Genomic DNA, 23,081 nt, shown 5'->3' with positions numbered 1-23,081 from the left:
TTCCTGAGTACGCATAATGATAGACCATTATTACCCAATAGACCTCTTTTCAAACCTGCTGTGTGAAGACTTCGCCGGCATGATGCGAACATCCGAGATGAATAACTGAAATAACAGATGAGTGGGATAGGATTCACCCATAGTGAAACTGAAAGGACCTTTTGCCTCTGATTTTAGGCCGATGTATCCCGGCAGATTACCTTCTGATCCTGATCCTTTTGGAAAAATGCCCTGATGATTGAATTTTGCATGCTCTGCGATAATCGCAGTAGTCACACCACTCCTCGTTATAGCCATATATTTAGGGTCAAACAGCACATTATGCGCCCCCGGTTTTAACGTGATCTCCATGATGACCTTTCCAGCCCCCGTCCCATAGGCTTGCGCTTGAGCAAGATCGCCAAGATGACCCCGTATGGGTAAGATCGCTGTTTTATCTGCATCTTTTAGGCGAACACTTAACTCTTTCGCCGTCAATGTGTTGCCGTTTTCAACCCCTTTGTTTTTGATCAGGGCTTCAGTTTTAGCTTTCTCTTCTTGGTTCCAATTCTGTATTGCCTCGGCCTCGGCATGATCCATGCCTCTATAAAGCTTCATTTGCTCCGGCGTCATTGATTCCTCCGTCTCTAGTGTGCTCAGCAATTCAGAACCTGTTTTAAGGGTAATATCTACCAAGGTTCTGGGTGCGCTATTTTCCACGCCCACCGCATAGGTCTTCCAAAAATCAGGCTGCTGCGTTTTTTGGTATGTTGTCGGGCTCTTTTTTTCCAAGACGGCTTTCCAATAATCATGGGTTAATCTATTTTGCACATTAGATAAAGGGGCGACCTCATAGTTGCCTTCATTGGTTCTTACAACATAGGTACCTTGGAATTCCAAAGGACTGTTATTTTCGGATGCGTTATAAACCGCATAGGTATTTTCGCCAAATCGAGCCGAATCCATAGGCTCTGTCCTAATGTAAATCTCCTTACCATCACAATTGACCTTATTCGCCTTATCCAGCGTGATGTTTGTTAATAATTCCCGCTTGCCGCCACCGCGGCATGGGCGGTTGATCAAGGTAAACTTTCGACCTCCAATGTACCAGAGTAAAGGAGTGGCTTTTGCAGGGCCAAATCCTTCGCCTTCAGGTTGCATCAATCTAAATATGGAGTAGGACGACTCCCATTGAGCGCGATATATCTTTCCATTATCGAGTTCGACATAATATGAATTGTTGATTTGATAGGCACCGGTTTTTGCCCCGCTACTCACATAGGTTGCTTGATTTAAATCGATGGTAACGCAGTCAATTTGTATCTGTCTGACTCGCTGAGCATACTCACCATCAGGGATATGAACCAGTGGATCAACACTGATTGATTCAGGACTTGATCGCGAGGTTTCCAGGCTGGTAATGGACTCGTATTGGTATCCTCTTTGAGAAGAGACAAAAATACGTTGCACGTTAGCTTCTGAAGTCGGATCCAATGAAAATATTTTTATCTTTTCAACTTGGGCAGGATCGGGGTAGGTTGCTTCAATGTGATCCACGATACGTCCTGATGAACCCACCTTGATTTCATCATTTCCGCTGTCCACGGTTAAACCCGATTTTTCTGTAATAGGGCTGGCAAAGTAGACAGATTTTCCATCTCGCTGCACAACCTCAGCCAAGAGTAAATTATTATTATCGAGTTTTTCTTTGATTTTGTGGTGAAAGTCCGCCCGCTGCTCAGGATCAGAAGGAATCATCTCATTCTCAGAGAGGAGTGGGCTCTGGTGCCGAATTTTCTTTAACAATGACTCGACAAAGGTAATATCGGGCGGGTGTGATAATTCCCCCCACCGCGTGGTGGTCTTCCCGAGCAATGTACTGGCCAGTTTGACACGATTACGGGCAGCAAAAAGAATGGCATTTTCTTCAGAAGTGGACAAAAGGTAATAGGGATTAAAGACATCTCGCATCTCCGGAGGCAATTCATCCTTTATCATCTTGATGACACGTGTATTTTCTTGCAGCCATTTTAGATTTTTTGTATAGGCTTCGTTCGCCGCCTTGGCACCGTAGAATAGCTCAAGGGCAAAATCGTCATGCGCGATGCTTTCTTTATAGGCAGGGTGAGTACGCCACAATTCAGGTGACGCACGCTTAGGATCCGCTTCCGAGCTGATCTTCTGCATGTCGAGATGGATCGGTTCTTGATCAACCGAGGTTTCACCGGGGGTTAATGCAAGGCGATCTGCTTCAGCAACCGTGCCTCTGTAATGAACCCCCTCGTCCAGTTGTACGACCAGTTCCTGCCCCCCTGTTTTAGTCGTGGCTAAAACTCCACCCACGGTTTTCTTATTGACCAAGCCATTAACGGCTTCGCTAATCTCGACGGTGATAAACATGCCTTTGGCACCGACGATTTTGGCTTGAATTTCCGGCTTATAGGTGGGTTTTTTTAACAGTTCGCGGTCGATAGTGAAGCTGCTGCCATCGTTGCGAATCAAGGTTGTTTTACCGTTAGTGGTGCCATGGTGATCAAGGATTTCGATAGATCCATGGTGTTCAATCACGTATTTGTGTTCAATGACACCGATATGAATTGACTCTGTCCCGCTTGAAATCCCCCCCGCGTCTCTTTTTTCTGCCGTGATAGTATCAAATGTCGACATATGATTGTCATACCAAGTCACCGTATTGAGGGATGATGTCTCGCTACGAGTGGACAGCCCAGAGAAATTATCGGGGAAAGCCGCACTGGCCTCTGATGAGTGTACAAAGCTCACTTCTTCAGGGTTTGCAGCAGATACCTTGCTCCAGCGACCTTCTCGAAGGTTCATATCATGGATCGGCCATAGCTCAAGATTGCCTTCTGGTGTGCGTGCCGCTTGGTGAGCAGTGTTACCGAGCATATAAACTGTTTCCGTTCCATCGCCTAACGCAATGGCGCGTGCCCCTCCTTTGACGATGACATCTCCGTTCCAAAGAGAGGACACTACCGCCCGCCCAATCGTTTTTTCAAAAAGTTGACCCTGATCATTAAATGTCCAATACTGATCATGCCCATTCATTTCATGGGCAGTGGTTGCGGGTTTTTCCACAAGCCGGTCGTCACGCTCGGCAACGTGATCTTCATTGGCATTAATCGGCTTATTTTCTTCCATTTTTTCATCAGTTAACGCTCTACTCATCCTCTCTGTGACATGCTCGTGAAGGGATTCAACAATGGCCACGCCACTGGCGAGTAATCCATGAGCACTCATGAAAATGCCCACCAAACACTGGTTGGCGGCCTGATAATTCTTGTCTTTAATCGCTTGTTTGTATGCCTCAATACTTTGCACTAACGACCAGGCGTTGCCCCCTTGTTGTGCGAGTGCCCCTAATCTTTGTAAAGAAAGGTTTTTGAAGCCACTCAAAACCGAGGCGGCGTAACACAGGCCATCCATGCCCAGTGTTTCAGCATCAGCCCCTTCGACAATATCGTCGACCAAATTAACTGCCATACAGATTTCTAATGGCGCATTACGGCATACTTGCAGCGCAAAGTCTTTCAGCTGTAGGGCAATTTGCTGCCAAGCAGGCACTAAATCACTAAAATCGTCCGAATTACGTTGAACCTTTAGAAAATCCTTAAATTTTTCTGTTCGCGGGTTGAGCAGAATTTTTTGATTGTTATTGAGCAAGGGTTCAAAATCAATCGGTTGACCTGCCTCTCGCAAGCGGATCACCTGGTTCATAAGAGATAAAATATCGTTTGACGAGAGTGCGATTTTTTCTGCTTCAAGTCTGCGATAGTCTTTCGCTGCCTGCTCTATGTATTTATCGTTGTTGCGAATAAAAGTTTCCTGTGGATGATTGAGTTCATCGGATAAGTTTCCATTATTCGCCGAGGTGGCGATCACCAGATAGGTGGCATCGAAAAGTTCAGCTATCTTCTCTTTTAACGCAAGCTCATCTACGGGCAATTGGCACGCTTGTTTCAATGTGCTGGCCAACGCAGTCAATACGTCATTTTTGTTGGTTGCCAACCCCACTTCCTTGCGCAAGGTTTGATCATAGACGATCTCCAACAGGGTTTTACTTGTCAACCTGTCACCTCTAATGAAACTTCCCACATTTTCTAAGCCGGTTTCGTAGGAAATCCTGAGTGGTTTTCCTGTGATGATCGGCCAATGGAACTCATCAATATCTAACTGACGACACAGGGCTCGTCCGATGAATTCTGTTTGGTAGGGTTGCTGCGCGATCAACAGGCGTTGGTGCTTTTCAATATTTTTCGCCGAGATGCGATAGTAGACTTGCAAAAGTTCATCTGAAACCGCGCTTATTTTGGTTTTACGTTGCGTCTCACTCATCTCTTTTAGCGAAACAGCTTCTTTCTCTAACAACCTGTTGACCGCTTGCAGAAACTTTTTCGACTGAGAGACATCACCATTAGCGACTTTGAGTTCATAGGTTATGTCACTGAATGCTTTCTGTATGATGGTGTTGGCTTCAGAGGAGGCGGGATCAAGGTAGAGAAAAGGCGGTGTTTTGGCGCGGATATTAACAGCGTGAATATATCGCTCCGCCAGATCGAGTTTTGTCTCAACAAAACGTGGGAAGAAAAAGGTTAACGTCATACTTTTAATATTGATCGCACCTTCATTTTCACCGTCCTTATCTCTTATTTTATTGATCATGTAGTTGCCCAGTGCTTCCGCAGTGTTGTCTAAATAATTTTTTAATGTCTTGGCTCCTTTCGGATTAGCGATATGCTGTTCATGATAGGTATTGTTTTCGCCATCTGTATCCTCAAGACTCAATTTGAGTGCGATACCGCCCTGGTTCTGCATGCTACGTAATAGTTCGGCCTCGCCTTGCGATACAGAGAGCCCAAAGTGCGTATTAGCGACAAGTAGCTGTTGATAATCGTTATAAGCACTGTCACACATTTTTTTGATCTCACGCGTGAGGGTGTCATAGTCACTGGTTTCATGCTCATTGAAGGTGCATGTTGTGGCGGTGAGATTGGTAGTATCGATAACCATGGATGATGACTGGCCTGCGGGATTTTTGTCAGCAGCACCGATGATGAGAGCCGCTTTGGGACGTAGATCACTGATAGCCGAGGTAATGTCAGCTTGTGTTGCCTTGTCAGCGAGATGAATACCGTAGTATTGCAATAGAGAGGCCAGCGTTACGGTAGCGTCGTCCCGGATAACCAGTGATTGAAAAGGAGAAGAGAGGCTGATACTTTGCAGTTTGGTGGCATAGCCGTTCAAATAGCGCACATCTCTATCATCTAGCATGACGGTAACGGGTTGATGGTTTGCAGAGGTGCTTGTCAGCACCACGCTGTAGGTATTATTTTCTTTGACGATTAAAGCAGCATGAAATGCTTGTTGAAAATTAATTTTTGTGAACTTATAGCGCTCGATCATTAAAAGATTTTTCATATTATTATTAGAGATAGACGCTAGACCCATACCTTCTATATCAGGATTGTCACCCTCTGCTTTCAACGACAAGATCAAATAGGTCAGCACGTCAGCAATGTGATAAACATAGTTTGCTGTGGGGGAGTCAACATCAATAGGTATAAAAATTTGATTGGACGAAATGGTTTGTTCTGCTGATGTTTGCAGTTGACGTAACCTATCATTGAGTATCGAAAAGTCGCCTTTTTGATCAATGTAAGTGGTTGTGTAAGCCTGGGTATCTGGCAAAGTAATCCCTGGCAAGTTGATTTCTGGCCGGGCAGTTAATAACGCTTTGGCCTGATTAATTATCGAGATGAAGGGGGAGCTTTTGTTATACCAGTTAAGCCGTTGACGAAGGTATTTTGCGCGTGATAAAAACTGAGTGGGCAGGTGATTTTCTTGCTTAAATAACGCAAATGCCTGTGTCATATGCTGATCGATATCTCTGAGAAGGGCGTAAGTGGTCACTAACGGGTCGCCGTTTCTGACAGTAGTGGTGAGTTGCGTGGCATTAATTATCTGAGCAACGCGCGTAAACAGCCCTTCTTCTCTCGCCCCGGTTTGTGTAGCCAGTAATTCAAAACGCTGTTGGGTACTAGTAAGCACCCTCGCCGAGGTAGGGTCGAGTAGCGGTGAGGGGGTATGGCCGATTTTTTCATTGAGCACGGCCGTAATTTCTGTTGGCGTTTTTTTGACTATCTGACGGAGATCATCAAATGGCGTGCTAATAAGGATCCATTTAGCGTCGCGGTAAACCAGGTAATAGTCTCCAGAGGCCGGGTCGTTCACTTTTTGCCCGCCTGCTACAGGGGTTGATGCATAGAAGTGAGCATGGAAGCGAATGAATGTTCCCGGAGTGCCTGCAAAGGTGACGGAATGGTCACTGCTTTCTTCCAGATTGCCCTCAGGGCGTTTTACAATCAACGTTGTTGGCAGTCTGTTGTCGATGCCATCTGATTTGATGACCACCTTAATGTTAAGGTCACTGTCTTTTTGAAGGTAAAGTTTGTTTCGATAAGCGCTACCTATTGCTTCCAGTCTACCGCTTTGCGGATTGATTTCCCCTATGGTCGTGATCTTAGTCTGGGTATTGATCCCGTTAGCAAAGTCTATTGGCCAAGTATCTCTTCCTCGCCGCGCGGTTTGAATTTCGACCGGTATTTCTTGCAGCACATCACCTGTATTGTTGGATATGATTAAGTAGGGCGTTTCTCCCTCTTTTAAATCATCATAGGAAATTAATTCCCCCACTTCTTTCCATTTAGCCAGAAAATTTTCTGTTAATAACTGAGGTGACAATGTATGCGAGCTGATTGCCCATCGTGCATTTTTTTTGTCGTACTTAAATAAATAGTATTCACTGTTATTATCTGGGTTAGATACCGAAACCAGCAAACCGGTTTTGCCCAACAGCATGACGTGTGTTGATTGATATAAGCGTCCTTCCACTTCAATGAAAACGTCCGTGGGTTGAGTTGAGAATCTTATCTCGTGAATTCTTGGGTTTTCTTGCCGTATTCCCGCGGGTTGTGCAACTGCCCAGCTTGTCGGGATAGATAGCTTTGGTCTTCTGGCTGCTGTTAGATGGGTATTCATAATGTGTATTCACTCTTTGAATAGACGTTTCTCATGCTGAGAGCCATTTGGCTGTTTCATCGCGTTTTTGAGCTAAACGGTGCTGAAATGCACAAAAAAATCTGCGTAAAGTGATTTTATTACAAATATATTATTACGCAATATTAATGCCAAAATAAATAAGCAAATATTATGCCAATTTTAAGAGTGCACATTTTTACCTATGGGGTCTGGGGCAGGGCGGGATTCCACTTTGCTGATATTTTATCCAAAAATAAGTTGACTGCGAAAATCGGCTGACCAGGCGGCTTTTCTACGTTTACTGGCAATGCTGTCTTGTTTGCCTTTATGTTGTTTAATCAGGCTCAAGGTAACACGATTGAAAAGAGCCATATGGGCGGCGCCCTCCGGCGCCTTTATCGAGAGTTCATCTTCTCTAAACACCACATCCAGAACCCAGTGAAGTTGATTTTCTATCCCCCAATGTTGCCGAATCGCAATGTTGTCGGATATGTCAGCGCTAATGATAAAAGACCGTAAATTGCTAATTTAATTTGTCCACTCAAGCCAGAATGCAGTTTCCTTTGTGGTGACAAAGCCATGAGGGAAATAAGCATGCTAAGAAGAGAGGACCACTACATGATAAAACAACGCCATCAACAGGGGGCATTTATTGTTGATATTGCCCATCAGATAGGGTGTTCAGAAAAGACGGTGAGACGGCACATTAGCTATCCTGCGCCGCCAACAGCAAAACGCGGTAAAAAACAGGTTGCTAAACTCGAGCCCTTTAAAGACTACATCGATTCAAGGTTGAGTGAACAGGTTTGGAATGCGGCGGTTATTTTTGAGGAAATCCGTGAAAAAGGCTACCGGGGTGGGAGTGCGATGCTCCGACGTTATATACATCCCAAACGTCCGCTCAGGGCCTCGAAAAACACGGTACGCTTTGAAACCCTCCCCGGTTATCAACTTCAACACGATTGGGGAGAAATCATCGTTGAGGTGGCAGGCTCTGCCTGTACGGTTAATTTTGCCGTTAATACGCTCGGTTTTTCGCGTCGCTTTCATGTCTTTGCTGCCCCTAAGCAAGATGCTGAGCACACGTATGAATCGCTGGTTCGCAGCTTCAATTACTTCGGTGGCAGCGTAAAAAATGTCTTGGTAGATAACCAAAAAGCCGCTGTTATCAAACATGGACAAAATGGCCACATCGAGTTCAATGCGGGCTTCCTGCAACTGGCTAATCACTATGGGTTTAGCCCTCGCGCCTGTAAGCCTTATCGACCGCAAACGAAAGGCAAAACCGAACGGATGGTGGGCTATGTTAAACACAATTTTTTCACTCGCTACCGTCAGTTTGAGAGTTTCGCTCATGTTAATCAACTGCTAGCGATGTGGCTGGCGAAAGTGGCAGACCAGCGTCATCTTCGTCAATTCAAGCAGACACCGGAAAATCGTTTTGCTGAGGAAAAAATAGCCTTGATGCCACTCCCTGCGACTGATTTCGATACCAGCTACTTCGACCTACGACAAGTGGCATGGGACAGCTATATCGATGTCAGAGGTAATCGCTATAGCGTGCCTTCATTCTGGTGTGGTCGTGCGGTTAATATTCGTATCGGTTTAGATAATACGCTACGTATTTACGGCGATGAGCAACTGCTCGCGACGCATCTCTTGCAGGAGGTAACGCAGGGCTGGCAAAAGGTGCCAGAACATCATCAAGCCCTTTGGCAACAGGTCAATCGAGTAGCGTCTCGTTCGCTCAGTGTGTATGAGGAGCTACTCTGATGGAAATGGAAAACTTGTTGATACGGTTAAAAATGGATTACCTGGGCGATGCGTTGGAGAGTTTATGTGAAGAAGCCACCAAGAAAGCACTGAACTACCGTGAATTTCTCCAGCAGGCATTAGCCCAGGAATGGAACGGGCGTCACCAAAAAGGCTTGGAATCGCGGTTAAAACAAGCACGTTTGCCGTGGATAAAAACCTTGGAGCAATTTGACTTTACTTTCCAACCAAGTATAGACAGGAAAATTATCCGCGAGCTGGCGGGGCTGAGGTTTGTCGAACATCATGAAAACGTCATTTTGTTAGGCCCACCTGGGGTAGGGAAAACGCATTTGGCGATAGCGCTGGCTGTCAAGGCAGCTACAGCTGGGCATCGGGTATTGTTTATGCCTCTGGATAGACTCTGCTGTACCTTAATGAAGGCAAAGCAAGAAAACCGTCTGGAACGCCAACTTCAGCAACTGTGCTATGCCAGGGTATTAATACTGGATGAAATCGGGTATTTACCGATGAATCGCGAAGAAGCTAGCCTATTTTTCAGGTTATTGAGCCGTCGTTATGAAAAGGCGAGCATCATTCTCACATCAAATAAAAGTTTTACTGATTGGGGGGACGTATTCGGTGATCACATTTTAGCAACTGCGATTTTAGACAGGCTTTTACATCATTCAACCACATTGAATATTAAAGGAGAAAGCTATCGACTCAAAAATAAACGCAAAGCAGGCATGTTGCCTATAAAAACGACTGATATTATCCAGGCGCCTGGAATAGAAACCCAACAGGAAAATTAGCAAAAACTGGACATTTTAAAGTAGCAAAAAGTGGTCAATCTAAAGTAGCGTTGACAAATAAGCGCACTCTTAAGCGGTTTACCTAATAGCCTCGGATTTTCCTGTGACGCAACACGCATATTGAGATAATCAAGAATGCGGCGGGCATTTTGCTTATCTATCTTGCGCAGGGCTCTGAGCGCTTTTTCAGTATACTTAATCTTCCAGACCAAGCTTATTCCTTATCTCTTGCTCGCTGTAAACGGGTTCTTTACCTTGTTTGACTTGCGCTGATATTGCCGCGGCTTGGTAATAATCTTCCAGATCTTCAAGATGCGTCAAAACCGCTTCTTCTACATAAAACCGTTCGGTTTTACCCGTCATCTGTGCCAGCTGGGCTAATCGCTTTTCGATATCAACCGGCAGTTCGATAGCTAACATAATTTTCTCCTACCATTATTACCCAGACAAACGACAGGATAACACTTAATTTGCTGGGTGCGCATAATGTATATTATGTTAAATAATAACTTTCTTGGCACGTTAAAATTTGTATCCCTACTTGGCTATCATTGTAATGAGGGTCGGTCGATTTTATCAGGTGACCAGATTTGAGCCCTAAATTAAGGGCGCTGTGTCAACATCAACTATTTTTAACTTTGCTCTCCTTTGGACGAACAATTATATTGCGATTTTCTATGCGGACATCAACAAGTTGTATCTCGATTTCATCTCCCTGACAGTAAACAGTTTCCCCTTTGATCTGAACACTTCCCATTTCCTGACTACAAACCAGCTCATCACGTACCGCATGGAGAAATAACGCTGGAATAAAGGCTACTGCCCCATTTTCTAACAGACGAATACGCAAACCACCTCGGTTGACATCAATAATTTCTGCTAGATAACATTTATCAACCCCTACCAATGGTTGGAGATAACGTGCATATAACCAATTGCCTACATCACGTTCAGCCATTCGATTCAAACGCCGACGTTCTACCAATTGAACAGTAATTTCATCTGCTGGTTTTTCTACCGACTGCTTTTCTCCTCTAATAATGGCTTTCAGCAAACGATGATTAACCATATCACCATATTTACGAATAGGTGAAGTCCAGGTTGCATAAGCCTCCAAACCTAACCCAAAATGTGGAGCAGGTTGAGTACTAATCTCTGCAAAAGTTTGAAAACGCCGTACACGACCATCAAGAAACTGATTCGATAATCCGTCTAGCTGACGCCGTAATTGACAAAATCCTTCTAAAGTCAATAATTCGGTTGGATTAACGTCAACATTATGAGTTTTAAGCATATCAGACGCTTGCTTAACGAGCACAGGATCAAAACCTGAATGGACATTGTAGATACCGAAACCAAGCTTATTTCGTAAGGTAATCGCGGCACAAATATTAGCGACAATCATACATTCTTCCACAATACGATTAGCAATACGGCGTTGTTCTACAATAATATCTAATACTTGACCTTCCTCACTTAATAAAAATCGATAATCAGGCTGTTCTTTAAACACTAAAGCATTTTTGCTCCGCCAATCATTTCGAGCATAACAGAGACTCTGTAATAAAATAATTTGTTCTGCAATCGAACTATTTTGTGGCTGCCAGCTACCTTTATTTTCTAACCAGTCAGAAACTTCGTCATAAACTAATTTGGCTTTTGATTTCACCCAAGCCAGTGAAAATTCAGCATCATCACTCAATGCCCCGTCAGCGGTAATAGTCATACTGCAGATTAATGCTGGACGCCGCTCATCAGGATGCAAGGAACACAGATTATCAGACAAATCCCGAGGCAACATAGGGATATTGAAACCAGGTAAATAATTGGTAAATGCACGTTGGCGGGCAATTTCGTCCAGTGGACTATTTTCTTCTATATAAGTGGTGGGATCAGCAATAGCAACCATTAGCAATAGAGTACCATCACCTTTTTCTTTCACATAGAGCGCATCATCCATATCTTCGGTGCTGGCACTATCAATAGTAAAGAAATCAAGATCGGTTAGATCTTTCCTCTCCAATTCAGTGATGAACGGTGCAATTTCCGGCATATCAGGAGGATCGCGTTCTAAATCATGCCGCGCAAGCGTTACCCACCAGGGAGCAAAATTATCATTACCATCAGTAATAAACGCGGTAATCTCAGCACTAAAAGAACGATTATCCTTTAATGGATGTTGCCTCATTTCAGCAATTACCCAATCACCGTTTTCCAATTCACGAGTTAATTTATGATTTTTGCTACATAGAATAGTATCTTTAAGCAACGGATGATCAGGGGCAATAAATATATGTCGTTCTTTCTTTTGAATTCGACCAACAAAACGCGATAAAAATGGCTCTACTAAACTTTCAGGTTCAGCAATTTCCCGATTTTTATCCATATGCAAAGTAACCCGTACACGGTCACCATGCATAACTTTTTTCATCTGTAGAGGAGGAATAAAATAACTTTTTTGTCCATTTTGTCCGTCAACCTCAAGAAAACCAAATCCTTTATCCGTAGCCTTTACTACACCTTCAATCCGAGGAATTTGAGTATGTAACTGTTTTTTAAGCTGCGCCAGCAGCGGGTTATCTTGAAACATAATTTCCATTAAATATTATTAAATTAGAGAATCTGCCGCCGATAGTTGTACGCGAATCAATGGCATCGAGCAAGTATCATATCGATTTGAGATGATATTTTTTTATCCTGAGCCACTTGACTCTCATGTTTTGTTCTGGCTTAGTGCAGGCTGATTTCAAAACAATTACTGAAAAATCTCGTTTCACTTTAGAATAGAATCGACCGCTAGAATACGTTAGTATGCTGATAAAAAACAAGACGAGATCATGTTGAAAAGAATTTTTGATTTTATACTAGGAATTATTGCCTCTGTTTTTCTTGTTCTACCCATTATTATTATCGCCGTACTTGTCCGTATTACATCTCCAGGCTCTTCTCTTTATTGGTCACCCCGTATCGGGCGCAACAATGTCGTTTTTAGTATGCCAAAATTCCGTACTATGCAGACTGGGACACCTAACGTTGCAACCTATCTATTATCTGATCCTCAGACTCATTTAACACCAATTGGATCATTCCTACGCCAAACAAGCCTAGATGAATTGCCGCAGCTCTGGAGCATAATAAAAGGAGACATGAGTTTTGTTGGCCCTCGCCCTGTTTTGTCTAATGAACATAATTTAATTAATCTACGTAACGAAAAAAAAATTTATAGATTGATGCCAGGGCTGACAGGATGGGCACAAATAAATGGACGTGATGAGCTCACAGATACCGAAAAAGCAGCATTAGATTTTGAATATATGCAACGTCAGAGTTTTTGGTTTGATATCCAAATTTTGTGGATAACACTGGTGAAAGTGCTGCGAGGTGATGGGATCTCTCATTAACTGATGATGCTCAATATACAGTCACACCTATACTAATCACTAGTAAACTTTATCTTTAAACTCACACAAATCTTCAATAAGGCAACTGGCACAACGCGGCTTTCTGGCCATACAGCTATAACGCCCATGTAAAATTAACCAATGATGACAATTTGGTTTGAACTCTGTCGGTACAACTTTTAATAATTTTTGTTCCACCTGATCAACGTTTTTGCCGGGAGCAAAACCGGTACGATTACATACGCGGAAAATATGCGTATCAACGGCAATCGTTGGCCAACCAAAAGCAGTATTTAGCACTACATTTGCTGTTTTTCGCCCTACCCCTGCTAACGCCTCCAATGCCTCTCTATCCTCTGGTACCTTGCCCTGATGTTTATTCAGCAATAGACGACAAGTTTTAATAATATTTTCGGCCTTATTATTAAAAAGGCCTATTGTTTTGATGTGATCTTTTATGGCATCTACGCCCATTGCGAGTAAGCTTTCGGGCGTATTAGCGACGGCGTAAAGCTTAGCCGTTACTTTATTAACACTCACATCAGTGGCTTGTGCTGAAAGTAGCACCGCAATTAGTAATTCAAAGGGCGTGCTATAAATGAGCTCTGTTGTTGGATGAGGATTGCGCTCCTGAAAACGAGTGAGGATCGCCACACGTTTTTGTTTATTCATAACAGTCTCTCGCTAATTTTGTCGGATACTACAGTGCTCCTTCCTCGATTTACTTTACTTATTTTTTTATCAATTAAATATTTACCCGCCAATAAAAAACCAAGCCCAATAAAAGCACCCGGTGGCAGCATCATCAATAGCAATGGATTATCCAAATGAATAATTTCAATACGTAATATTTTTGCCCAATGCCCTAACAGCATGTCCGCACCATCAAACAACGTGCCTTTGCTACAAATTTCACGTAACGCCCCTAAAACCAACAACGCACCGGTCGCACCAAGACCCATAGCTAAACCGTCCAATGCAGCAAAAACAACATTATTTTTTGCCGCATAACTTTCAGCACGCCCAATAACGATACAATTAGTGACGATCAATGGGATAAATATTCCTAATGATTGATATAGGTTAAAGGTATAAGCATTAATTAACATTTGTACCGTACTGACCACTGACGCAATAATCATCACATAAATAGGGATACGGATTTCACTGGGGATCCAACGCCGTAAAGCTGACACCACGGTATTAGTGCAAAGTAAGACTAAGGCTGTCGCCAGCCCCAAGCCCAATGCATGAGTCGCCGTAGAGGATACCGCGAGTAAAGGACATAACCCCAACAACTGCGTCAATGCCGAATTGTTTGTCCACAATCCCTGCATCAACAGATTTTTTACTTCACTCATTCGTTATCTCCACAAGATGGCAAAGTAGCCAGTTGATCAGGAATATTTTGCAGATAAAGCACAGTATTCTTTATCGCACGTACTACGGCTCGCGGCGTAATAGTTGCACCGGTAAATTGATCGAATAAACCACCGTCTTTTTTTACAGACCAGCGATTGTCTTGCTCACCCTCCACCCGTTGACCACTAAAATGCGTTATCCAATCAGAAATACGGATATCAATTTTATCACCCAGGCCGGGGGTTTCATGATGTTCAATCACTCGACTACCCAAGACGTTACCGTAAAAATCAGCCCCTACTAATAGATGAATTGATCCCGAATAACCATCAGGCGCTGTTGTCTCAATAACCGCCGCTACAGGTTTACCATTATTACGTGCCAAATAAAGTCGATGCGGTGCTGCACTGCCTAATTGGTTATTAGTGACAACGTAACACTCTTTTTGCAAGTTATTATTATAGTGCTCGGCAGGAATGATCTCATCGAGCAAAATTTGTTGTTGCAGTAAGTTTTGCTCAGCAATAGTGGTTTCGGTCAAAACATTAACCATCGCAGTTAACCCCGTTGTTAACGCAGCAAACACAGCCAAAGTAATACCGTGATTTTTGATCGTATTTAACATTTTAAAATTGCGCCTTGTACGACTGATTTCGAGACAATTCAATCTTTATTAGGTTTTTGGATATACCCACACGGTGGCTTCAAAGGTGAAGGGTATAACCTATTGGCCATAAACACGAGGCTGACTATAGTGATCAATTATCGGCACAGCAATATTGGCTAAAAGTACCGCAAAAGCGACACCATCAGGATAGCCACCATAGACACGAATGAGCCAGAGCAATACGCCAATCAGCGCGCCAAAAATCAAACGACCGAGCGGTGTTGTTGAAGCACTCACTGGATCCGTAGCAATAAAAAATGCGCCAAACATAGTCGCGCCTGAAAATAAATGAAACAAAGGCGAAGGAAAACTTTCGGGTACAATTAAATGACTCAACGCCGCACAACAGAACAGTGCCAACAGAAAACTAAGGGGAATATGCCACTGAATAATTTTGCGCCACCATAACAACACCCCGCCGATTAAAAATCCGACATTGACCCACTGCCAACCAAGCCCTGCCAGTACACCGCCAAAAAGCGGTTGTTGTAGTGTTAATCTGATAGGCTGATGACGTAATAATTCAGTCTTCAGCATATCCAAGGGAGTCGGCTGGGTCGTTCCATCTTGATAGGGATGATCAGTAAAAATAATTCGCAAGCTATCAATGAAATTTATTGGAGCCGTTTGCAACTCTATAGATGACAACCAGCACGTCATCTGGACTGGAAATGAAATCAGTAGCACCACATAACCTACCATCGCCGGATTAAAAATATTCTGCCCTAAGCCACCATACAATTGTTTAGCAATAACAATCGCGAATAAGGTTCCCAATACCGCTATCCACCAAGGTGCCAAAGGGGGCAAACTGATACCCAGTAATACGCCGGTCAGTAAAGCTGAATTATCTTTTAGCTGGTTGATCACTCTTTGTTTTCTTAAGTAAAGCACCGCCCCTTCTGCCAACAGTGCCGTCATGATAGCTAATGATGCTTGAATCAGGCTTCCGTAACCAAAAAAATAAGTCAACGCCAAAAGACCAGGCATACAAGCAAAAACAACCATTAGCATGATATGACTGGTATTTTTTTTCTGATGGAGAAAAGGTGAGCTGGCTATCTGCAACCCTTTAGTGATTATTTTTTTTGCAGTGATCATCGCAATATCGTTTTTTTATTCATGGTAAATACACTAAAGTCTGTATTTTTATAGGATTAAATAGCCAATTTTTTATTCTGCACTACAGTTAATAGGTTATTACATAAACAATTGTCAGAGGTTTTTCATGCCAAAAGACATTTTTCAAACCGCACTTACGCTACAGAAAACGTTTAATCTTAATCATCTCGCCGAACAATGGGGTGAAAATAGTGATTGTATCCATAAGGCATTCAGCCAAGCAACCGCATTAGTCATAAAAACCTTGTCAAATCATTTAGAAAATACGCCTGATCTTGAAGATAACATCACTGATCTAGCGGCTAATATGCAAAATTTAACGGCTAATGAGAGCTCTCAAGAGAGCTCAGGTACTAAAAATAGTCGCATGATACAAACGGGTAAAAATTTATTATCGCTACTATTCTCTACGAATTTAGAGAATGTATACACTACATTAGCGAAGAATACAGGATTGAAAGCGGTCAACGCAGCGCCTTTAATGAGCCTTTCTGCCAGCAGTGTATTAGCAGCTTTTGAGAAGCAAAGTCAGCAAACCAATTTATCCCTGGCGAGCATTATTGCACAGCAAGATGATAGCTATTTTTCTCATCTTCCTGAAGAGGCCACAAAGACCAATTTTACGCAGGAAAGCACTTCAATAGAGCCGCCTCTTTCGCAAGGTTTTAATAAAAAATCCATGAATTCTAATTGGTGGTGGTTATTACCACTTTGCATTTTGCTGGTCAGTGTCTATTGGTATCTAACACGCCCTACGCTTCCCGTAGATGACCGCATAGCGCGATTATCAGATAGCAGCAGTGGCCAGAATACACAAAAAACAGCATCAACGGATCAAACACAACAAATACTGGGAGAAGGGCTTTTACAAGGGGTGATCAGACAAACTTTACCGGGAGGGAATGTGTTAACCTTGCCAGAGACAAGCACTGAGGCGAAATTGCTATCTTTTATTAAGGATCCGACACAAACACCCGATAAAGTAGTTTGGTTTGATTTAAATCATTTAACCGCTAATAACGAATTAAACATAGCAGGCCAGACTCAACTCAACAATATCGCCATTATCCTAGCCGCTTACCCCAATATTAAGCTTAAAATAAGGGGATATTCTGACAACACAGCGGATCCTGAAAATAATAAAATAGCGTCAAAAACGAGCGCACAAGATGTAATGAACGCCCTGATCAACAGAGGGATTTCACCAAATCGATTAACAGTCGAAGACTACGATAAAACCCAACCCATCACCAGTGATGATACTCTAGAAGAGGGTATTCAAAACCAACGGGTAGCGCTGAGTGTGATAGAAAAATAAAAAACTGAACTTTTGCTCTCTTTCAATAACCTACATTTGATATTATCGAAAGAGGCTTTGATTAGTATAAATTCAATAGTTAAATTATTGTGCAAGTCTCAACAGGTTTGTTTTTAAGATAAATTTCTTTTATTTTTTCTTGTTCGGATGGCGATACAAATTTTTCTGACAATCCGACAAACCATTTAGCCTGACTATCATTGTCCTCGAAAAAATAATCTAGGAATTTATGTACTACTTCTTTTGTAAGAGGATTATCCTCGATATGCATAGAATAAAAAGGCATCAAAATTCGTAATCCTTCTGCAGAGACATCGAGATTTTTTGCTGCCCATTTAAAACACTGTAACCATAAGTTTTTATCATTTAAATAATTTTTTTTATCATTTAAATCATTATTTCCATATTTGTTAATTAACGCAACAAACAGCTTTGAAGATGCACGTCTTTTTTCTTCCTTGACTTCATCAAACTGAAGAAGAGTAATAGTACTAAGCAGACTTCGTACTTCTGGATAAAAACCTTTTTCTTTATTTATTGCAATCCCATCCCGTACTCTTTTAAAAAGAGAAAACAAAACTGCACATGTCAGCCTATCCTTAACATGCGTCTTCAAGATAGGCTCAGCAAAACGAAGAAAAATAGCGCCCATATCCTCCTCAGGAAATTGCTTTTTCGTATATTCAATGAAAGCACTTATCAGTGGATAATTTGATCTCACATTACGGTGAATACTATGCCCAATAGCTGAAAAAAATAGACTAGCATGAATCTTTTTTTCTTTTCCAAATAAATCCGTCAACGAAAGATTAAGTAGAGATAATACAGTACTACAAGTTTTGTCTTCGAATATCCATTGGCCTAAGGCTGTACAATGAGCCTCGTGATCTTGTTCAGGCGCTAAAGTCCAAAGGATCCTCATACTTAACGTAAGTGTTTTCTCCGACTTATATTCATAATTTCTCATCACCTTATCAAGGTTTTTTTTAAAATCGACAACATAATCCCCTGTGAGAGGAAACACCCTGTCAGGAAATAACAGATGTAGAAGTATCGTTTTAGATACAGGATCAAAATGAGTACGGTAATTAGACATCACTTCTTCTATATCTTTTATATCTTTCTGCCCAATAGAAACGATATGTAATAAAAATCGCTTATCCTTTTCATTCATATCTGTTATTTCAGAATCAAGAGCGGTTTTTTTACACTGAACCAATAAGTGCGCAACTATACCAGCTAGTGTTTCATTTTTATCACCTAAGTACTCTAGAATCAAACGAGAATAATATTCATATATTATGCTCTCATCTTTATAAAAAGTGAGATGCTGCTCCGTTTCCTCATCTTTTTTATATGAAAAAGTAACAGTATTACTCTTCCCCATGATACAGAGTTCAACCACCCTCTTAATCTCTTTCCACTGTTCTGAAGAAATGGGCTCAGTTGTTAAAGTTGTTAACCTTCTCATCACATCATCTACAGTCGACAAAGAATGATTATCTTGATAATTACCACCATTCCCCACTTTACCAACAGTCATCTAAAACTTACCAATTAATATAATTATTAAATAATATTATATTAGATAAAATGCAATCTAATCAATATTTTTCTTGACCCAAAGCAGCGTACTCCCTATAGTAACGCGCCATTGCCAGTGGCAATGACAACAACGGTGAGGTGTCTGAGTGGTTGAAGGAGCACGCCTGGAAAGCGTGTATACGTGAAAGCGTATCGAGGGTTCGAACCCCTCTCTCACCGCCATAATGAGTAAAGAAGACGCTGATATACCCTTAGAGAAGGGTATATCAGCGTTTTTTATTGACAGGTATCCAATACCGAAAAGCTTTTCACCAAATCATCAACAGCTTTCATCTGTTTCAAAAATGGCTCTAATTGATCCAATGGCAATGCTGAGGAGCCATCACATTTAGCACTATTAGGATTAGGATGTGCTTCAATAAATAGACCGGCCAACCCTACTGCCATCCCCGCACGTGCTAATTCTGTTACCTGCGCACGACGACCGCCAGAAGCCGCACTAAAAGGATCACGGCATTGTAATGCATGAGTGACATCAAAAATAACAGGATATCCACCAGTACTGTTGATCATCACATTGATACCTAACATATCCACCACTAAATTGTCATAACCAAAATTACTGCCCCGCTCACAGAGAATAATCTTATCATTGCCCAGTTCCCGAAATTTTTCGGTGATGTTACCCATCTGCCCAGGGCTAACGAATTGCGGTTTTTTTATATTGATTACCGCCTTTGTTTTTGCCATGGCGGTGATTAAATCTGTTTGGCGCGCTAAAAAAGCCGGTAATTGCAATACATCAACTACTTCACTCACCTTCTTTGCTTGATTAGCTTCATGCACATCAGTGATTACTTTAACACCGAAAGTATCTTTCAATTTTTGAAAAATTTCTAAACCCTTATCCAACCCAGGGCCACGATAAGAATGAATTGAAGAGCGGTTGGCTTTATCAAAAGAGGCTTTAAATACGTAGGGGATCTTTAGCTTATCAGTAACCTCAACGTAGCGCTCGCAAATTTGCATCGCCAAATCAGCGGATTCCAACACATTCATCCCGCCAAATAATACAAAGGGCAAATTGTTTGCGATTTTAATATTGCCAATATTGATTTCTTTTTTATCGACTGCTTTTAGTTCCATGTTGTGCCTTTAAAAATGAGACGCTAATGTAAGACCACGCAATGCCGTTTAATGGCATAGATTTGCATTTTTATCATTTTAGCAATGGGATCTTCTGGGCATTTTTCAATAAAATAACTTAAATCAGAAAGCGCGATATGATTGCAATCAAGCTGCGCATAGATAAGACCGCGGTCGCGTATCTCGTAGGGATCATCTTGATTGAAAGCCAAAACGGCTTCACTGGCTCGCAAAGCCAACTCCATCTGTTCTTCTTTTATCAATGCCCCTTTCAATATATTAAGCATGTTGCGTACAACCAACGTATTCTCAGCTTCATCAAAATCTTTATCTTCTAATTCAGCCTCTTCACCTAAATCGCTTTTGATCCAGTGCTCTAATATAGATTCACTTAGTGTTTCACCATTTGACGGATTAATCAGCCACATTTCTTCATCTAACCAATCTGCTCTAAGAATCAATTGAGTAGGAAAAATAACAGGCATTAAAGGTAGATCAAGCTGATGAGCAATATGCAAAAAAATGATACCTAATGAAAGAGGCGTCCCCTCACGGCGCTCTAACACTTTATCGAGCCAGATAGCGTCAGATAAACGATAAATTTCCTCTGCTTCACCAAATTGCCACTGGTTATAAAACAAATCGATCAGGATTTCCAATTGTTGATCTTGATGTAATTTTTCAGGAATGACCGCGCGTGCCTCGTCAACCAATTGTTGCAGTCGACAACAAATATCAGTCGTTGAAAAGTTCTGACGAATATATTGGCTAACTAACAATACACCTTCACTCAATAAAGCAGTATTGAATTCAAAATCAGCAATGCTATTCATAACTATCCTATTCACAGTGAGGGTTCATATTTATATATACCCGCCGCGTTGTTGGCAGCGTGGCAAATTCAAAGGCGAAGGGTATAAAAGTCTATTTAATCTATCATTTCCATTGACCCAGAGTGAAACGATCACGCCCGCCATAATCTTGATGGGTCATGACGGCGCTAAACCCTGCTTCATAGAATAATGCTTGTACTTTTTTTGCTTGTTGCCAACCATGCTCCACCAGCAACCACCCTTCTGAAAGAAGATACGCAGGCGCTTGTCGTACAATGATAATCAGATCATCCATTCCATCGTCGCCAGCCACCAGCGCCGCTATCGGTTCATAGCGCACATCGCCCATCTTAAGATGCGGATCGTCGCTGGCAATATAAGGGGGATTACTCACAATTAACCTAAAGCCTGTCATCAGAGATGAAAAATGATCGCGCTCAACGCCCTGTTTAGCAAATGCGTTGACATTAAACCAATTTCCCTGAACAAAACACAGATTATTTATCGCTAACTTTAACGCATTATGGCGCGCTAAAATCACCGCATCAGCATTGATATCAATGCCAATCACCAGGCAATCAGGACGTTCACTCGCCAATGCCAATGCTATCGCACCACTGCCGCTACCCAAATCTAAAATACGGCAAGCATCAGGGGGTAAACAGACCAACGCTTTTTCAACCAAAGATTCCGTATCAGGGCGCGGGATCAGACTAGCAGATGAAACCGTTAAAGGTAATGACCAAAATTCACGCTCACCCACCAAATAAGCAATCGGCTCGCCTTGCTGCCGGCGTTCAACTAAAGGCGCAAGCTTAGCCAGCTGTTCCTCTGTTAGCTCTGTTTCAGAGAAAGCTAACAGAAAAGTACGTGCTCGACCCGTAACGAAACTTAATAAAATTTCAGCATCACGCTTTGGGCTCTCACTATTAACAAAACGGGATGCCGCCATCGATAGCCAATATTGATAATTCATCACTCTTGCTCAGCTAACGCAGCAAGCTGATCAGCTTGATACTCTTGCACAATAGGCTCAATTAATATATCTAATTTTCCTTCCATCACTTCATCCAGGCGATAAAGTGTCAGATTAATACGGTGATCCGTGACGCGGCCTTGTGGGAAATTATAAGTGCGACTACGATCAGAACGATCCCCCGATCCCAATAAATTACGCCGCTCAGAAGCTTGAGCTTGCTGTCTTTTTTGCCTCTCTGTCTCACGTATCCGAGCAGCCAATACCGACATAGCTTTGGCTTTGTTTTTATGCTGCGAACGCTCATCTTGGCATTCAACGACAATACCTGTTGGTAAATGAGTAATGCGGATGGCCGAATCGGTCGTGTTCACATGTTGCCCACCCGCCCCAGAAGAACGAAAAGTATCAATACGCAAATCATTGGTGCTAATTTCTGGCACTTCCGTTTCTGGGAGCACTGGCATCACAGCCACTGTACAAGCTGAAGTATGAATGCGCCCCTGCGACTCCGTTTTTGGTACCCGTTGCACGCGATGGCCACCTGATTCAAATTTTAACTGGCCGTAGACACCATTGCCGGTGATTTTAGTGATGACCTCTTTGTAACCCCCCTGCTCTCCTTCATTGATATTCATCACTTCAATTTTCCACCGACGTGTTTCTGCGTATCGGCTATACATACGAAACATATCGCCTGCAAAAATCGCCGCTTCGTCACCACCGGTGCCAGCGCGTATTTCTAAAAAACAATCGCGCTCATCATCAGGATCTTGAGGCAACAGCAATACTTGTAATTTTTGTTCTAGTGCTTCACTGCGGATCTTCGCTTCTTTCAATTCATCTTGAGCCAGCTCACGCATTTCCAAATCGTCGATCATGCTCGACGCTGTTTCGATATCCTTTTGTAAATCGTTCCATTGTTTAAAACAGAGGCTAATATCCTTAAGTTGCGCGTATTCACGTGATAAGGTGCGAAAACGAAGCTGATCACTGATCACCTTTGCATCCCCGAGGTGCGCTTCAACTTCTTCATAACGCTCTTGTAATGCTTGCAATTTAGTGACAATAGAAAGCTTCATCAGTAATTCTCGACTTTATTTAATTAA

The 23,081-nt window shown here is 42.4% G+C and carries 17 protein-coding genes, 1 tRNA gene and 1 pseudogene; 5 read left to right on the top strand and 14 right to left on the bottom strand.

The window, feature by feature from the left end; genetic code table 11:
- Positions 1–30: 30 nt before the first annotated feature.
- From AACL30_RS13765 to AACL30_RS13755, 3 genes and pseudogenes are all read right to left on the bottom strand, one after another.
- The gene (locus tag AACL30_RS13765; RefSeq protein ID WP_339056998.1) at positions 31–7,035 is read right to left on the bottom strand and encodes a hypothetical protein; all 7,005 of its coding nucleotides are present in this window, start codon (positions 7,033–7,035) and stop codon (positions 31–33) included.
- A 243-nt stretch (positions 7,036–7,278) separates the two neighbouring features.
- Positions 7,279–7,509: pseudogene (locus AACL30_RS13760) on the bottom strand (transposase); the annotation flags it as partial.
- The gene (locus AACL30_RS13755; RefSeq protein ID WP_339056997.1) at positions 7,488–7,631 is read right to left on the bottom strand and encodes a hypothetical protein; all 144 of its coding nucleotides are present in this window, start codon (positions 7,629–7,631) and stop codon (positions 7,488–7,490) included. The gene AACL30_RS13755 and the pseudogene AACL30_RS13760, both read right to left, overlap by 22 nt.
- On the opposite strand from AACL30_RS13755, the gene istA reads away from it, so the two are divergent.
- Entirely contained in the window at positions 7,630–8,808 is a 1,179-nt protein-coding gene (gene istA / locus AACL30_RS13750) for an IS21 family transposase (protein WP_339056344.1), read from the top strand. The two genes, AACL30_RS13755 and istA, sit on opposite strands and share 2 nt — an antisense overlap.
- Complete coding sequence (gene istB / locus AACL30_RS13745) at positions 8,805–9,602, top strand: IS21-like element helper ATPase IstB (RefSeq protein WP_339058365.1); 798 nt, start codon at positions 8,805–8,807, stop codon at positions 9,600–9,602. Before istA ends, istB begins: the two co-directional genes overlap by 4 nt.
- A 195-nt stretch (positions 9,603–9,797) precedes the next feature.
- On the opposite strand, the gene relB is transcribed toward istB, so the two are convergent.
- Both relB and AACL30_RS13735 read right to left on the bottom strand, forming a co-directional pair.
- A complete protein-coding gene (gene relB, locus AACL30_RS13740; protein ID WP_339056996.1) occupies positions 9,798–10,022 on the bottom strand; it encodes a type II toxin-antitoxin system RelB family antitoxin in 225 nt (74 codons plus the stop codon).
- Positions 10,023–10,224: 202 nt separating this feature from the next.
- On the bottom strand, positions 10,225–12,192 hold the full coding sequence (locus AACL30_RS13735; RefSeq protein WP_339058486.1) for an exoribonuclease II: 1,968 nt from the start codon (positions 12,190–12,192) through the stop codon (positions 10,225–10,227).
- A gap of 247 nt (positions 12,193–12,439) precedes the next feature.
- Here AACL30_RS13735 and AACL30_RS13730 point away from each other — a divergent pair, with 247 nt between their 5' ends.
- Entirely contained in the window at positions 12,440–13,003 is a 564-nt protein-coding gene (locus tag AACL30_RS13730) for a sugar transferase (RefSeq protein ID WP_339056995.1), read from the top strand.
- Between the two features lie 39 nt (positions 13,004–13,042).
- On the opposite strand, the gene nth is transcribed toward AACL30_RS13730, so the two are convergent.
- The 4 genes from nth to rsxD form a co-directional block, all read right to left on the bottom strand.
- The gene (gene nth / locus AACL30_RS13725) at positions 13,043–13,675 is read right to left on the bottom strand and encodes an endonuclease III (RefSeq protein ID WP_339056994.1); all 633 of its coding nucleotides are present in this window, start codon (positions 13,673–13,675) and stop codon (positions 13,043–13,045) included.
- Positions 13,672–14,364 (bottom strand): electron transport complex subunit E, encoded by a 693-nt coding sequence (locus AACL30_RS13720; protein WP_339056993.1) that lies wholly within the window; start codon positions 14,362–14,364, stop codon positions 13,672–13,674. Before AACL30_RS13720 ends, nth begins: the two co-directional genes overlap by 4 nt.
- Positions 14,361–14,990 (bottom strand): electron transport complex subunit RsxG, encoded by a 630-nt coding sequence (gene rsxG / locus AACL30_RS13715; RefSeq protein ID WP_339056992.1) that lies wholly within the window; start codon positions 14,988–14,990, stop codon positions 14,361–14,363. The genes AACL30_RS13720 and rsxG overlap by 4 nt, the downstream gene beginning before the upstream one ends.
- A gap of 99 nt (positions 14,991–15,089) precedes the next feature.
- Positions 15,090–16,133, bottom strand: a complete 1,044-nt coding sequence (rsxD, locus tag AACL30_RS13710) for an electron transport complex subunit RsxD (protein WP_339056991.1) — start codon at positions 16,131–16,133, stop codon at positions 15,090–15,092.
- Between the two features lie 127 nt (positions 16,134–16,260).
- Here rsxD and AACL30_RS13705 point away from each other — a divergent pair, with 127 nt between their 5' ends.
- On the top strand, positions 16,261–17,472 hold the full coding sequence (locus AACL30_RS13705) for an OmpA family protein (protein ID WP_339056990.1): 1,212 nt from the start codon (positions 16,261–16,263) through the stop codon (positions 17,470–17,472).
- A gap of 79 nt (positions 17,473–17,551) precedes the next feature.
- Here the strand turns inward: AACL30_RS13705 and AACL30_RS13700 are convergent, their stop codons facing one another.
- Positions 17,552–19,015: a hypothetical protein gene (locus tag AACL30_RS13700; RefSeq protein WP_339056989.1), complete on the bottom strand. Its 1,464-nt coding sequence runs from the start codon at positions 19,013–19,015 to the stop codon at positions 17,552–17,554.
- A 134-nt stretch (positions 19,016–19,149) separates the two neighbouring features.
- Here AACL30_RS13700 and AACL30_RS13695 point away from each other — a divergent pair.
- Positions 19,150–19,239: transfer RNA gene (locus AACL30_RS13695), tRNA-Ser, on the top strand.
- A 54-nt stretch (positions 19,240–19,293) separates the two neighbouring features.
- Here the strand turns inward: AACL30_RS13695 and kdsA are convergent.
- From kdsA to prfA, 4 genes are all read right to left on the bottom strand, one after another.
- Complete coding sequence (kdsA, locus tag AACL30_RS13690) at positions 19,294–20,163, bottom strand: 3-deoxy-8-phosphooctulonate synthase (protein WP_339056988.1); 870 nt, start codon at positions 20,161–20,163, stop codon at positions 19,294–19,296.
- A gap of 23 nt (positions 20,164–20,186) precedes the next feature.
- Entirely contained in the window at positions 20,187–20,996 is an 810-nt protein-coding gene (gene sirB1, locus AACL30_RS13685) for an invasion regulator SirB1 (RefSeq protein ID WP_339056987.1), read from the bottom strand.
- 103 nt (positions 20,997–21,099) lie between these two features.
- Positions 21,100–21,972, bottom strand: a complete 873-nt coding sequence (gene prmC, locus AACL30_RS13680) for a peptide chain release factor N(5)-glutamine methyltransferase (protein ID WP_339056986.1) — start codon at positions 21,970–21,972, stop codon at positions 21,100–21,102.
- Positions 21,972–23,054, bottom strand: a complete 1,083-nt coding sequence (gene prfA / locus AACL30_RS13675) for a peptide chain release factor 1 (RefSeq protein ID WP_339056985.1) — start codon at positions 23,052–23,054, stop codon at positions 21,972–21,974. The genes prmC and prfA overlap by 1 nt, the downstream gene beginning before the upstream one ends.
- Positions 23,055–23,081 lie beyond the last annotated feature (27 nt).

It is taken from the genome of Candidatus Regiella endosymbiont of Tuberolachnus salignus (assembly GCF_964020115.1).
GTDB classification, from domain to species: Bacteria; Pseudomonadota; Gammaproteobacteria; order Enterobacterales; family Enterobacteriaceae; genus Regiella; species Regiella insecticola.
This window is presented reverse-complemented; position numbering and strand designations above follow the sequence as displayed.